This is a genomic window from Peribacillus sp. FSL H8-0477, assembly GCF_038002765.1.
Classification (GTDB): domain Bacteria; phylum Bacillota; class Bacilli; order Bacillales; family DSM-1321; genus Peribacillus.
Window position 1 is genome coordinate 1,222,563 of the sequence record NZ_JBBODE010000002.1, and the last position, 14,122, is coordinate 1,236,684.

Annotated in this window: 11 protein-coding genes, 1 riboswitch and 1 other annotated feature; of the genes, 10 read left to right on the plus strand and 1 reads right to left on the minus strand. The window is 38.7% G+C overall.

Going from position 1 to position 14,122, the window contains the following annotated elements; translation table 11 throughout:
• Positions 1–76: 76 nt before the first annotated feature.
• The 7 genes from MHI18_RS17680 (at position 77) to nhaC (ending at position 8,788) form a co-directional block, all read left to right on the plus strand.
• A complete protein-coding gene (locus MHI18_RS17680) occupies positions 77–664 on the plus strand; it encodes a glycerol-3-phosphate acyltransferase (RefSeq protein ID WP_340849267.1) in 588 nt (195 codons plus the stop codon).
• A gap of 48 nt (positions 665–712) precedes the next feature.
• Positions 713–2,323, plus strand: coding sequence for an aminotransferase class V-fold PLP-dependent enzyme (locus MHI18_RS17685; RefSeq protein WP_340849269.1), 1,611 nt, complete (start codon positions 713–715; stop codon positions 2,321–2,323).
• Positions 2,320–4,149, plus strand: a complete 1,830-nt coding sequence (locus MHI18_RS17690; protein WP_340849271.1) for an LTA synthase family protein — start codon at positions 2,320–2,322, stop codon at positions 4,147–4,149. Before MHI18_RS17685 ends, MHI18_RS17690 begins: the two co-directional genes overlap by 4 nt.
• 73 nt (positions 4,150–4,222) lie before the next feature.
• Positions 4,223–5,206, plus strand: a complete 984-nt coding sequence (locus MHI18_RS17695; RefSeq protein WP_340849273.1) for an EAL domain-containing protein — start codon at positions 4,223–4,225, stop codon at positions 5,204–5,206.
• Between the two features lie 51 nt (positions 5,207–5,257).
• Positions 5,258–5,481: a binding site (T-box leader), on the plus strand.
• A 43-nt stretch (positions 5,482–5,524) separates the two neighbouring features.
• Positions 5,525–6,781, plus strand: a complete 1,257-nt coding sequence (tyrS, locus tag MHI18_RS17700) for a tyrosine--tRNA ligase (RefSeq protein ID WP_340850321.1) — start codon at positions 5,525–5,527, stop codon at positions 6,779–6,781.
• Positions 6,781–7,164 (plus strand): nucleoside 2-deoxyribosyltransferase, encoded by a 384-nt coding sequence (locus MHI18_RS17705; RefSeq protein WP_340849275.1) that lies wholly within the window; start codon positions 6,781–6,783, stop codon positions 7,162–7,164. The genes tyrS and MHI18_RS17705 overlap by 1 nt, the downstream gene beginning before the upstream one ends.
• A 244-nt stretch (positions 7,165–7,408) precedes the next feature.
• On the plus strand, positions 7,409–8,788 hold the full coding sequence (nhaC, locus tag MHI18_RS17710) for a Na+/H+ antiporter NhaC (protein ID WP_340849277.1): 1,380 nt from the start codon (positions 7,409–7,411) through the stop codon (positions 8,786–8,788).
• An 82-nt stretch (positions 8,789–8,870) separates the two neighbouring features.
• Here the strand turns inward: nhaC and MHI18_RS17715 are convergent, their stop codons facing one another.
• Complete coding sequence (locus tag MHI18_RS17715; RefSeq protein ID WP_340849279.1) at positions 8,871–10,061, minus strand: FtsW/RodA/SpoVE family cell cycle protein; 1,191 nt, start codon at positions 10,059–10,061, stop codon at positions 8,871–8,873.
• 286 nt (positions 10,062–10,347) lie between these two features.
• Between MHI18_RS17715 and MHI18_RS17720 the strand changes: the two genes are divergently transcribed.
• The 3 genes from MHI18_RS17720 (at position 10,348) to MHI18_RS17730 (ending at position 14,073) form a co-directional block, all read left to right on the plus strand.
• Positions 10,348–11,451 carry an SDR family oxidoreductase gene (locus MHI18_RS17720; protein ID WP_340850322.1) on the plus strand — a complete coding sequence of 368 codons (1,104 nt, stop codon included), beginning with the start codon at positions 10,348–10,350 and terminating at the stop codon, positions 11,449–11,451.
• Positions 11,452–11,464: 13 nt separating this feature from the next.
• Positions 11,465–13,024, plus strand: a complete 1,560-nt coding sequence (locus tag MHI18_RS17725; RefSeq protein ID WP_340849280.1) for an aldehyde dehydrogenase family protein — start codon at positions 11,465–11,467, stop codon at positions 13,022–13,024.
• A gap of 83 nt (positions 13,025–13,107) precedes the next feature.
• Positions 13,108–13,207, plus strand: a riboswitch (yybP-ykoY riboswitch).
• A 98-nt stretch (positions 13,208–13,305) separates the two neighbouring features.
• Positions 13,306–14,073, plus strand: coding sequence for a TerC family protein (locus MHI18_RS17730; protein ID WP_340849282.1), 768 nt, complete (start codon positions 13,306–13,308; stop codon positions 14,071–14,073).
• The last annotated feature ends 49 nt before the right edge of the window (positions 14,074–14,122 follow it).

A 14,122-nucleotide genomic window follows, 5' to 3' on the forward strand; every position in this document is an offset into this window, starting at 1 on the left:
CACTTTATTCTTTAAATGAGTAGTAACCATAATTTTCAATGGTATATTTGTAATATATTGTATAGAAGGTGGAGAGTTGTTACAGTTTCTGATGCTAATGGGCTTCTCTTATTTGTTTGGGAGTATCAATGGAGCATATTATGCGGCAAAATTCATGTCTGGAGACGATATTCGATTAGTTGGAAGCGGGAATGCAGGGGCGAGAAACGCGGGAAGACACTTAGGGAAAAAGGGTTTTTTGCTTACCTTATTTATCGATGTAGGAAAAACACTTATTGTTCTTACCATCGTTAAGAAGGGATTAGAGCTGAATAATATATTGCTGATTATTTCTGCGGTATTTGTACTTGTGGGACACATATGGCCGCTCCATCTGGAATTTCGGGGAGGAAAAGGGGTAGTTGTCTTTTTGGCGGCAACACTTTTCATTATTCCAGAAGCTATTTTAATTGCGGGTGTTGTACTGGGAAGCGGGTACCTGCTTTTTCGTAAGTTCACGATAACCGGCTTATTTGCGATGCTGACCATTCCAATTACTTCTTGGTATGCAGGGCAGACTCGGACTGAGACAATCGGATTGTTGGTTATGCTTATACTTGTGCTATTAGTTCATATTTATCCACGGAAAGGTACTAATCTCTCTACTTCTAACCATGTAAATTGAAGTTGTAATTGTAAGTACCGTAGATTCATTGAAAAGGAGCGTTTTAACATGGGAGATTTGTCCCTAAGCTACAAAATAGCGAATTCAACTGAAGAATTTGAACAAATTTACCAGTTGAATTATGAAACGTTTGTGGATGAAATCCCACAACATAGTAAAAATAGTGAACAGCGATTAATTGATCGCTATGATCAAGAAAACACGTATGTCGTTGCTAAAGATGGCAAAGAGGTAGTTGGGATGATTGCTATAAGGGGGAATCGTCCATTTTCGCTTGATGGCAAAATGGACGATTTGGATTATTATTTACCGCAACATGCAAAACCTTGTGAAATAAGGCTTCTTGCCGTGAAAAAAGAATATCGAAATAGTTATGTGTTCTTTAAATTATGCGATTTATTAGTTTCTCATTGTTTGAATCACGAGTATAATATGGCACTTATTTCTGGTGTGGAACGGCAAATCAAACTGTATAAACGAATTGGTTTTGTTGCGTTCGGAGAGATGACAGGTACAGGAGATGCGAAATTCCAACCGATGTACTTAACACGAGAACAATTTGAGAAATCTAGTAAAGTTTTTAAGAGATTAATGGAGCGAAAAACAGCCGCTGCACATGGGGGAACATTTCTTCCTGGTCCTGTTTCTATGGCTCCCAAGGTGTTACATGCTATTTCTCAGCCGCCCATATCACATCGCTCAAAGCAGTTTAAAGATGAAATGCTTCAAGTGAAAAATGAATTATGCAGACTCGTTCAAGCCAAGTATGCAGAAGTAATCGTTGGAACAGGTACGTTGGCAAATGATATCGTTGCTGCCCAAATTCAAAAACTTCCTGGTAAAGGCCTCATATTGGTTAATGGAGAATTTGGCTGCCGTTTAGTAGATCATGCAAGCCGACTTAACTTAGACTTTTCCATTTGGGAGAAACCATGGAATACAGCTATTAATTTGCAGGAAGTAGACGTATATTTGCTTGACCATCCTGAAATCAAGTGGCTTTGGACAGTTCATTGTGAAACATCAACTGGGTATCTTTATGACTTGACTGGTATACAAGAGATTTGTAAAAAACATGGAATCGAATTATGTGTCGACGCATGCAGCTCTGTCGGAATCGTTCCGGTTCAACTAAGCAACGTTTATTTAGCGGCGACTGTTAGTGGAAAGGGACTTGGGTCATATCCTGGCCTGGCTATAGTATTTCATAGAGAACCTGTACTGCCGGACAGCAGTATTCCGAGGTATCTCGATTTAGGAATGTACCATTGCTCTGAGAGTATCCCTTATACACACTCATCTAATCTTGTAAATGCACTTTATGAAGGCGTCAAACAGGCAAATCCTGAGAAAACAAAACGGTTAGCTGATTTTGTTAGAGCACAGCTGATTGATGCAGAATTTGAAGTGTTAGGCAATGAAGATTATTCGCCTGGCATTATTACACTTAAAGTACGAGATGGATTAAATTCTCGAATTATTGGTGATCAACTGAAGGAAAAAGGGATCTTCTTAAGCTATGAAAGTGACTATTTGATTAAGAGGAACTGGGTACAAATTGCTTTGATGGGCTTTCACAATGAGCAAACGTGTAAGCTGATGATTCAAAGTTTAGTGAAAGTGAAGGGAATGAGCAAGGTAAGGTCGGCACCTCTATGAGAAAGCTAATAACCTCTCAAGCCTTTTTTCCAATCCTTGCAGTAGTAACCTTATGGTTAAAAACCGTTGTAGTTTCTTTTCTTGGTTTCAATTTACCAATCCATTCCTGGATTGATGTACTGCTGATTATTTTTAACCCATTGGGTTCTTTAATGCTTTTACTTGGTTTGAGTTTTTTCTTTTTTAAGAAAATGAATGGTTATGTCCTTATTCTTATTATGCTGCTGTTAACGGGTCTGCTTTACGGCGATTTATTATATTACCGATTTTATATAGATTTTGTAACTGTATCTATTTTATTCCAATTTAAAAACGTTGGCGGAATCGGTCCGAGTACGTTTGAATTAATGAAAATTTGGGATTTATTCTTGTTTATTGATATCGTGATTTTTCTTCTATTGGTTAAAAAACAAAAATTAGTTAAGAAACCGATATCAGTCAGATATAAGAAGGTGTTTGCTAGTTGTGCCATTTTCTTAATAGCTGCTGTGATTGGTATAGGATTCCTTCAATCACAATCCAATAAAACGTTCTACAGCCGAACGCAGATGGTGAAGGAACTGGGTCCATATACTTATCATTTATATGATATTGTTCTTAGTTTCCGACCCCCAATCAGCCGGGCAATGGCCGATCAATCGGATACGGCAGTTATTAAAGATTTCGTCTCAAATAAAAATGAGGAAACAACTGATTTATTTGGGATAGCAAAAGGGAAAAATGTCGTTCTTATTAGTATGGAGTCGACACAAGATTTCGTTATCAACCAGAAAATTGATGGGAAAGAAATTACCCCTTTTTTAAATGATCTAATTAAAGAAAGTTATTATTTCAGCCATATATATGATCAAACTGCGCAAGGAAAAACGTCCGATTCGGAAATTATGGTTGATACTGGTCTGTATCCCTTGTCTGGTGGATCCGTATTTGTAAGAAGGCCAGAGAATACGTTTATTAGTATGCAAAAGTTATTAAAGGAAGAAAATTATTATTCCGCTGTCTTCCATGGGAATGACCCATCTTTTTGGAATCGTGAGAACATGTATAAGAACTTAGGCTATGAACGCTTTTTTTCTAAAGGTGATTATACAGTGACCCCTGAAAACTCTATAAACTATGGAATCAAAGATATTCCTTTTTTTCAGCAGTCGATTCCCTATCTGAAGAGTCTGCCTAAGCCGTATTTAGCCAAGTTTATAACGCTGACTAACCATTTTCCATTTTTGTTAAATGAGGAGGATCAGATGATTAACCTGGCAGATACAGATGAAGGGGTCGTGAACCGGTATGTGACGACCGTTCGTTATCAAGATGAAGCCATAAAACAATTCTTTCAGCAATTAAAGAAAAAAGGGATGTACAAAGACACAATATTTATTTTATATGGTGACCATTATGGTATATCAGAAAAATATGAAGATGCCTTAACTGATATGCTTGATCGCGAAAAGAGGGCAGTCGATCACACAGAGTACCGCCAAGTTCCGCTTATTATTCATATTCCTGGTCAAAAAGGGATGACCATATCAAGTCCAGGTGGTGAAGTAGATATTCAATTGACGTTGCTTCATTTGCTTGGAATAAAAGATAAAGCAATCACATTCGGCTATGATTTATTTACTAGACCTAAGAATCACCCAGTTATTTTTCGTGATGGCGGGTTTGTAACGGAAAAGTATATCTATCAAGATAACACCTGTTATCACAAAGGCAGCGGTGAACAAACGAATGCTGAAGCGTGTATGCCTTTCCAAGAAACGGTTAGTAAAGAATTGAATCTGTCAGACGATATTATTAATGGAGATCTTTTAAGATTTAACTATTGAATGTGATTAAATGAATAGTGAAGAAGCGTTATATTTTTTACTTATTTGTGTACAGTTTAAGGGGAAGGTAACCATGAGTCCATGTGCATGCGGCGTGAATTTTACAATCTATACACCTGGTTTTTTGCATATCCAAGGAAAGGTTGTATTGAAAGGTTTTAACGGGCTGATCGAGGACAGTGAAGGTATCTATTTACCCTATAATTCGAAGGAAGAATTAGAAGCAATTGTAAGGGAAATTCTTACTTTACCAAATGCTGCTGAAATCAAGGGTTCGATTCTAAAATCTATTCAAAAAACCTATCATGTGTATTCGCTATTGGAACTAGCCAATCGAATTACTCATCATGAAGTAATGACAATCATTCAAGAAACGGAATTCAACTCTATTTTTCAACCTATTTATTCTTTAGAAAATGACCAGCTTTTTGCATATGAATCACTTTTACGTGACCCGCTGGCAAGAATATCACCAGGAGAATTATTTGAAACAGCCCAAAAAACGGGTATGCAAAGTATGCTTGACCAAAAAGCTAGACAGGCCGCGATTAAGAACCGAGCAGGCTTTGTTCCAAGCGGCATAAAAAGCTTTATTAATTTTCTTCCGTCAACGATATACAATCCGGAATTTTGTCTAAGACATACTTTTGAAGCTGTAAAACGCTATCAGGTTAATCCAGCGGACCTTGTATTTGAAGTAGTTGAAACGGAAAAAATTCACGATATTGATCATTTAAAGAACATATTTACAGTGTATAAACGAGAAGGAATTGGTGTGGCTTTAGATGATTTTGGAAGCGGCTTTGCTACCTTAGATGTTCTTATTAAACTTGCTCCTAATTATGTGAAAATAGATCGTTCTAAAATTGATTATTGTGATCAACTTATTGAAAAACAACAATTTTTAAAACAAGTGGTTGCGTTATGTAAGGAGCTAGGGATTATAACTCTTGCAGAGGGCATTGAGCGCAAGGAAGAACTTCAGTATTGTAAACAGATAGGGATTTCATTAGCTCAAGGCTATTATTTAGGAAAGCCAGGGAATTTACCTGCTTAAGAGTTGACCATCTTCCTAATTATGTTATAATATTGTAACAATTCAGAAAAATAGAAAGCGATGATAGGAATAAGTAGCAGCGAATCTCCCTGTTTCAGAGAGCCGGTGGTTGGTGTAAATCGGTACAAAGATTTAGGTGAATTACCTCCTTGAGCTTCCTTTGTGAACGATAGTAGCAAAGGACGGACGAACCGTTATTCGATTGAGCGGAAGAATGAATGTTCTTCAACAAGGGTGGTACCGCGTGCAAGATAAAAGATAACCACGTCCCTTTTTTAGGGGGCGTGTTTTTTTATGGAGAAAATGGGGGAGAGACGAATGATGAACTATATGGAAGTATTAACAGAAAATCAAATGGCGGAGCTGGAAAAGCAATTTGAAGAACTTTCGAGCGGGGTACAGGAGATTCTCCCGGCTGGTGAATTTAAAGAAAAACTTGCCAAGTCCATTGTACTTGGTAAACCGTTAAAGGTTAAGTTGGGACTTGATCCATCTGCTCCTGATGTTCATTTGGGGCATACGGTTGTTTTAAATAAACTGCAAAGATTCCAAGCGTATGGACACCGTATTCAATTAATCATTGGTGACTTTACTGGAAAAATTGGTGATCCCACTGGAAAGTCGGAAGTAAGAAAGCAGCTTACGGACGAGGAAGTGAAACGTAATGCAGAAACGTACTTTAAACAATTTGGCAAGGTTTTGAATATGGACGAGGTAGAGCTTCACTATAATTCAAGTTGGCTCACGGAGTTGAATTTTGAAGATATTGTTCGTTTAGCGGGAAAAATTACTGTCGCGCGAATGCTTGAACGGGATGATTTTGAGAAACGGCTTGCAGCTGGGAAACCAGTATCTTTACATGAGTTCTTTTATCCGCTGATGCAGGGTTATGACTCAGTAGTACTTGAAAGCGATATTGAACTGGGAGGGACGGATCAGCATTTCAATGTTTTAATGGGGCGACATCTACAAGAGCATTATGGTAAGGAAAAACAGGTAGTCATAACGATGCCCTTGCTTGAAGGACTGGATGGTGTCGAAAAAATGTCAAAGTCTAAGGCTAATTACATCGGCATTGATGATACGCCGGCTGACATGTATGGGAAAACGATGTCAATCCCAGATGAACGAATGGTTAAATACTTTAAGCTGCTAACGAATCTGCCAGTTGAGAAAATTAACGAAATCGAGCGTTCACTGAGCGATGGCCGTTTACACCCGCGTGATGCGAAAATGCTGCTTGGCCGCACCCTTGTTTCTATGTATCATGATCATTATGCTGCTGAACAGGCAGAAACAACTTTTAAGTCGGTGTTTCAAAAGGGAATTCTACCGGAGACAATACCCTCTGTTTCCTGGGAAGGACCCCTTCAGACAGGGGTTTTAGATTTATTGGTTGAACTCAAGCTGCAAACATCTAAAAGCGAAGCAAGAAGAATGATTAAAAATGGCGGTATTCGATTAAATGGGGAAAAGGTGGCGGATGATAACCTTCTGGTCATCATAGAAGATGGTTTAGTTGTTCAAGTCGGAAAGCGAAAGTTTGTAGAATTGAAAGTGAATCAAAACACGTAATGGACAGAATAAGGTTTTATACTGCCTCAAGCTTCCAAAATATACAGGATGTTAACTATCTAAATCAGCGTTTGGTTGAAAAAGGATATGAATTGTCCTATGATTGGACACAAAATGGGCGAGCCTCATCATTAGCAGAATTAAGTGTGATTGGTGAAGAAGAGATGCAAGGTGTTAGAAACGCTGACTTTTTAATCGTGCTGCTGCCAGGAGGGAAAGGCAGTCATATTGAAATGGGAATGGCTCTTGGTCTTAGAAAAAGGGTCTATCTTTTCTCTCCTGAGGATCGAGTGTATGAGCTGGACTCAACTAGTACATTTTATCACGTATCGCTGGTTTCCATTTATGTTGGGGAATTAAATGACTTTATTCAAACATTCTGAAGCGGCATCTTGCTTATATAGAAGGTGCCTTTTTAGCTAAGATCAGCGAGCAAAAAGAGTAACTGCACACCTATTACACATGTAAATAAGCAAGAGCTAAAATGAAGCATTGACAGAACGTAAATTTTATCATACATTTAATCCTATACTTTAGTGCTTAAAAGCGTTTAAGTGCGAAGTGATTCGTTTTTACATCTTACTTAAGGTCTTTCTGCTAGTACAACTTTGAGAGTGAGGAATTGCTATGAAACTAGAAGATACGAACCTAAAGCTTTCAACCATAGAAGCGATGCTAATCTTATCTTGTGTTTTACTCATGATTGGAACAGGGATAATCTATTATGGAATGAATCCGCATTTACCAATTATCGGAGCTATTTTATTATTGTTTGTATACGGAGGTTGTAAAGGTCTCTCGTTTCGTGTAATGGAAAAGGCATTAATACAAGGAGCGATTTCGGGACTCGGGGCTATTTATATTTTCTTTTTCATAGGACTGTTAATCGCCGGCTGGATCGTCAGCGGTACCATTCCGACGATGATGTATTATGGATTTGAACTAATCTCAAATCAGTCTTTTTATGCGGTTACTTTTTTAGTGACTTCATTATTAGGGCTTTGTATAGGAAGCTCATTAACAACAGCTGCTACCTTAGGCGTAGCTTTCATTGGAATGGCTTCAGCCTATGGTTTGTCCCTTCCGATAACAGCTGGTGCGATTATCTCAGGTGCATTCCTTGGCGATAAAATGTCTCCATTATCTGATACAACGAACCTAGCGTCAGAAACAGTCGGGGTTTCCTTATTTGTCCATATCAAAAACATGTTGTGGACAACCATACCAGGGTTTATTATTACCTTTACGATTTTTTATTTCTTATCACCAAATGTAGCTATCGGAAATGATAATGAAATAACCAATCTTATTCAAGCTTTAGAGAAGCATTCATTTATAAGTTTGTGGAGTTTGCTGCCGTTTATTGTAGTAGGAATATTGGCTTTAAAAAAGACGGCTGCTATTCCAACGATTGCTGCCGGAATTATTTCTTCCGTTGTCATTGCTTTTATTGGTCATCCAGAACTGACGATTACAGAAATGGGTACTATTTTGTTTTCCGGATTTGTTATGGATAGTGGTGTCGAACAATTAGATACAATTCTAACAGCAGGTGGTCTTGAAAGTATGATGTTCTCGATTTCTCTTGTGCTGTTAGCACTTGGAATGGGCGGGCTCTTATTTGGTCTCGGTATTATTCCTTCTCTATTACATTCAATTGCGGAAAAGTTAAATTCCACGGCTCGCCTTGTTTCTGCTACTGTAATGACAGGAATTGGCGTAAACTTTTTGGTAGGTGAGCAGTACTTATCAGTCCTTCTGCCAGGCAATGCTTATAAAGAATCATACGATAAGCTAGGTTTAGCCGCTAAATCGTTGAGCAGGACTCTTGAGGATTCTGGTACCGTAGTCAATCCGTTAGTTCCATGGGGCGTATGCGGCGTCTTCTTAACACAGGTACTAGGTGTTTCAACGCTAGATTATGCACCGTTTGCATTCTTTTGTCTGCTATGTCCGCTTCTAAGTTTAATAAGCGGCTTTACGAAGATTGGACTTCATACAAAGTAATGTTCATGTTATTCATAACCAGCTAATCTTCACATAATCATGAAAAAACAGGCTGCCAAAATTGGCAGCCTGTTTTTTCTAGTTACATAGATTCATGATTAGTAAGTGTCGTTTCCTTTTCTTTTTGTGCGTTTAAGTTCATACGCATAATGACATTTTGGAAGATTCCAATTGAGATCATCATCATTAAGAGAGAGGACCCTCCATAACTAATAAAGGGAAGGGTAATACCTGTGATTGGGATCAGGCCGGTAGCTCCTCCAACATTGATAAACACTTGAATGCCGATCATGGAAGAAATGCCGATTAATAAAAGACTGCCAAAGGGATCTTTGCATCTTGAAGAAAGACTGAATCCTCGTAACACAATAAATCCTAGGGTTAATAAGACAAACAGTACGCCTAGAAGACCAAGTTCTTCTGCAATAATGGCAATAATGAAGTCAGTGTGTGCTTCAGGCAGGTATCCGTATTTTTGAACACTATCGCCAAGACCTACACCGCTTATACCGCCAGAGCCGATTGCAAATAAAGAGTTGACTAGTTGGTATCCATCATCTGCAGCAGTTCCAAATGGATCCATAAAACCAGTGAAACGGGATAATCTTTCCGGAGATAGGATGGATGTTAATTTACCTGTAATCAACATGATAAAAGCAGGAATAAGAGCGAAGCCTGCTGAAATCACAGCTAATTTACCTATACTCTTGATTGTCATTCCAGATGAAAGAATAATGGATCCAGAAATAAGAAAGATGATCATCGCACTACCGTAATCAGGCTGCAGGATAATTAAACTACAAATGAAGATGAGAAAAAAGATTGGCGGCATAACCGCTTTATCAATATTATTAATCCGGTCCTGACGTTTCCCATAAATGGCGGATAGATAGATAATCAAAGCCAATTTGGCAAACTCTGCCGGTTGAACCGAAGTAGCTCCAATTTGAACCCAGCTGGTTGCATTATTAGATGTGTAGCCAAACATGGTAACGAAGGCTAACGCTGCCGATATACCAATCATCATAAACATCAAAAATTTTACATTTTTATACGCTTTGTAAGGGATTATCATGGCAGCCAACATAGCGACGAAGGAAATAATGAGTGCGGTTCTTTGTTTGACAAAAAAGAAATCCGATCCTAAGGTTTTATATTTGCCTGCTACTGCTATAATCATGCTTGAACTGTAAACCATAACAAGTCCAAATAGAGTGAGCAGCACCACTGCGATGAAGATAGGATAATCATATGCTTTTAATACTCGTTTCAATTGTGCCTCACCTCTAATATGTATATGCCATTTGTCGGCGTCTTCTTATATAGTAACGGAAAATCAGACGAATGGATAATATAAATTTTTTTTTTACTCGAAGCTATCAATCGTTCTTCTGCATTATCATTCTAATACCCCTAAAAATCCTCTATTAAGCTCTTAGAATCCTTTTAAAAGAGTAGTAAAAGAAAATATAAAACCGATTTTATTGACAGAATATTACAAACTCTATTTTTTTTGGTAGAATGATAATCATAACGATACAGGGGGAAAAATTTTGAGAATGAAGCATATTTATTTTTTTACTGGGTTTCCGGGCTTTATCAGCCACCAATTAATTAAAGAACTTCTAAGAAGAGATGCTAGCGTAGATAAAATTTATTTGCTTGTTCTCCCGCATCAGGTAAAGAAAGCTGAAGACGATATAAAGAGTATTCAACAAACTATGGCTGGGAGTGCTGTTCAGTTTGAAGTCGTACAAGGGGATATCACTAAGACGAACCTAAACATATCACCACAGCAAAATGTGAAATTGCGTAGTGAAATAACTCATGTCTTCCACCTGGCAGCGATTTACGATTTAGCTGTCGATGAAAAGACTGCACAGTTGGTCAATGTGAAGGGAACAGAAAATGTGAATAATTGGGTGAAAGACCTTGCCCAACTGGATCGTTATATCTATTTCAGTACTGCTTATGTGGCTGGAACAAGAGAAGGGGTACTCTATGAGAATGAGCTAGTAAAACCTTCTTCTTTTAAAAACCACTATGAACGCACTAAATACGATGCTGAAGTGCTTGTCGAGCGCCTGAAGAGTGATGGGGTTCCTGTGACGATTATTAGGCCGGGAATCGTTAAAGGGCACTCCAAGACTGGAGAAACGGTGAAATTCGATGGTCCTTATTTTATCCTGAATTTTTTAGACCGCATGAGATTTTTGCCTTTCAATCCCTATATTGGTTCAAAAACCGATAGTGTCGTAAATCTTGTTCCGATTGATTATATTATACAGGCGACAGCCTATCTGGCATTATATAAAGAAGGAACTGGGAAAACCTATCATCTTACCGATCCTGAGCCGTCAACGGCGACTGAAATCTATGAATTGTTTGTAAAAGAATTGTTTAACCGGAATCCTCTCGGGATGATTCCAATGGGAGTCAGTAATCTATTCCTTTCTATTAAATCTGTGCGAACCTATTTAGGTATTGAGAAAGAGGCCATGGAGTATTTTACCTGGAAAGGACGTTTTGATTGTTCGATTGCTCAAGCCGATTTAACAGGGTCTGGGATTGTTTGCCCAAGGTTTCGAGATGGAGTTCCAGCCATGGTTGAATTTTATCTAAAGCATAAACAAGAAAAGAACTATCAAATAAGTATTAAGTAAAGGAAGTATAAATATGGAGGAAGTTAGTAATTCACGTTGGAAAGTCTATTCACCAGCCACAGGGAAAGAAATTGCAGAAATTGATGAAACCCCTCTGGCGGAAATAAATTTTTTATATGACCGAGCTCATGATGCATTTACAGACTGGTCTAGTCTTACCGTGTCAGAAAGAATGGTATATTTTAAAAAGCTTAGATTAATTATGGTTGAACAAATGGATAAAATTGCTGAGGTTATTGCAATGGATACAGGCAAGCCAAAGACAGAAGCAATTGTTGCTGATATTATGCCAACACTTGATGCAATTCGTCACATAGAAAAGCATGCTGTCAAGTCACTGTCAAGGAAGAAAGCATCGACCCCCCTGCTGTTAATTGGTAAGAAGTCATATGTAGAATATATGGCTAGAGGGACAGTTTTGGTTATTTCACCCTGGAATTACCCATTCCAATTAGCGATGGTTCCCATACTAAATGCAGCAGCTGCGGGAAACACGGTGATTGCAAAACCATCAGAAGTTACCCCGCTTGTTGGAAAGTGCATGGAAGGGCTGTTTAAGGAAGCGGGTTTCCCTGATGGAGTGATTGGTTTTGCCCATGGTGGCAAAGAACTAGGAGCTGCGTTGACGGATCAGAATCCAGATTATATTTTCTTCACAGGCTCAGTTCGTACGGGAAAAATAATCGGTGAAGCTGCGGCAAAAAAATTAATACCTGTCACCCTGGAACTAGGCGGGAAGGATCCAATGATTATCTTTAAGGATGCGAACCTAGAACGAGCGGTCAATGCAGCGCTGTGGGGGGCATTCACGAACAGCGGTCAGGTTTGTATGAGTGTAGAACGTGTGTATGTTGAAAGAGCCATGTATGAGCCCTTTTTAACGCTTTTGAAGGAAAAGGTAAACGAGCTGACTCAGGGAACAGAGCTTTCAGATGATATTGGTTCAATGACCTACCCTGAACAGCTTACAATCGTGGCTGATCATCTTGAAGATGCACTGAAGAGGGGGGCTGTTTTAGAAGCAGGCATACCGCCAGATAAGTGGGAGCGTGGTGACACATACTTTTTACCGCCTGTCGTTCTTTCTCATGTTAATCATTCAATGAAAATAATGAATGAGGAGACCTTTGGACCGGTTTTGCCAATTGTCGCCTTTGATACAGAAGAAGAAGCGATTAGCCTGGCTAATGATAGTCAATTCGGGTTAAATTCAAGTGTTTGGACGATGGACCAAGTAAAAGCAGCAAGAGTTGCCTCAAAGCTCGTATCTGGTGCTGTCATTATCAATGATGTCTTAATTTCCGTAGCCAATCACTATCTCCCGTTTGGAGGAGCCAAACAAAGTGGCATTGGCCGCTATCATGGGGAAAATGGATTGCGGATTTTCTGTCATGAAAAATCAATCATGACTGATTCAGGTAAGAAGAACACAGAAATTCAGTGGTATCCATACAAAGGGAAATATCCGAAGTTTTTGTCTATGTTCCAGAACTACTTTTCTGCAAAAACTAATTGGGGTGTTTTTGCAAAAGAATATCTCAATTTAGTAAAAATGGCTAAGAAAAAGAAATAATAATCACTCGTGCAAGAAATTTGAATACAATAGTTGTATGCGGATTAGGAATCTAGTATACTTAAGATAAATTAAATGATTTTCCTTTTAACAAAGGGGAGTAGCGTTAGGGTTTACCCTAAAACAAAGTCGTCATTTCGTGGATGAACGTCCACCGGCTTTGTTGGCACATACATTGTGCTCAGCAAGACCTTTGCCTATATGGCAGAGGTCTTTTTATTTGCTTCAAAAGCCTGATGCCTATAGGGTAAAGGAAGATACTATATAGGAGGTTACCATTAATGGATGCATCATTGCTATTGGAGTATGGTTGGGTATTACTAGTTTTAATTGGGTTAGAAGGTATTTTGGCAGCAGATAATGCGGTTGTCATGGCCGTCATGGTTAAACATTTGCCATTAGAACAGCAGAAAAAAGCGTTATTTTATGGTTTGTTAGGCGCTTTAGTCTTTCGTTTCCTCAGTCTTTTCTTCATTTCGTTCTTGGTTGATGTATGGCAGATACAAGCGCTGGGAGCTGCTTATCTCTTATTTATTGCAATCCATCATATTTTTAAGAAGTTTAAGGGCAAAAGTAATGAAGGTAAAGCTAAAGAAAAGAAAAAATCTGGTTTTTGGATGACTGTTCTTAAGGTGGAGTTAGCGGATATTGCATTTGCAGTGGATTCAATGCTTGCTGCAGTAGCCCTAGCAATTACACTTCCGGCAACAGGCTGGTTTAAGATCGGCGGCATCGATGGAGGACAATTTACCGTTATGCTTTTAGGCGGTATGGTTGGATTAGTCATTATGCGTTTTGCCGCATCGTCATTTGTTAAACTACTGCGCCAACGTCCTTCACTAGAAACAGCAGCTTTCTTTATTGTAGGATGGGTTGGGGTTAAGCTTGCGGTACTCACACTTGCTCATCCATCAGTTGGAATTCTAGACCACCATTTCCCTGAATCGGGACCATGGAAGTTGACATTCTGGATCGTGCTGATCGGCATTAGCGTAGGCGGTTTCTTCCTTTCAGGTAAAAATACAGAAAAAGAAGTTCAAGAAATTTAACTGTACTAACAAAATGGAGCTGGAGCTAATGCAGACATAGGCATTAGCT

Bases quoted from the DNA above. Each gene is read 5' to 3' on its own strand.
- MHI18_RS17685 (WP_340849269.1), top strand. From the start codon at position 713: ATGGGAGATTTGTCCCTAAGCTACAAAATAGCGAATTCAACTGAAGAA.
- MHI18_RS17690 (WP_340849271.1), top strand. From the start codon at position 2,320: ATGAGAAAGCTAATAACCTCTCAAGCCTTTTTTCCAATCCTTGCAGTA.
- MHI18_RS17695 (WP_340849273.1), top strand. From the start codon at position 4,223: ATGAGTCCATGTGCATGCGGCGTGAATTTTACAATCTATACACCTGGT.
- tyrS (WP_340850321.1), top strand. From the start codon at position 5,525: ATGATGAACTATATGGAAGTATTAACAGAAAATCAAATGGCGGAGCTG.
- MHI18_RS17705 (WP_340849275.1), top strand. From the start codon at position 6,781: ATGGACAGAATAAGGTTTTATACTGCCTCAAGCTTCCAAAATATACAG.
- nhaC (WP_340849277.1), top strand. From the start codon at position 7,409: ATGAAACTAGAAGATACGAACCTAAAGCTTTCAACCATAGAAGCGATG.
- MHI18_RS17720 (WP_340850322.1), top strand. From the start codon at position 10,348: ATGAAGCATATTTATTTTTTTACTGGGTTTCCGGGCTTTATCAGCCAC.
- MHI18_RS17725 (WP_340849280.1), top strand. From the start codon at position 11,465: ATGGAGGAAGTTAGTAATTCACGTTGGAAAGTCTATTCACCAGCCACA.
- MHI18_RS17730 (WP_340849282.1), top strand. From the start codon at position 13,306: ATGGATGCATCATTGCTATTGGAGTATGGTTGGGTATTACTAGTTTTA.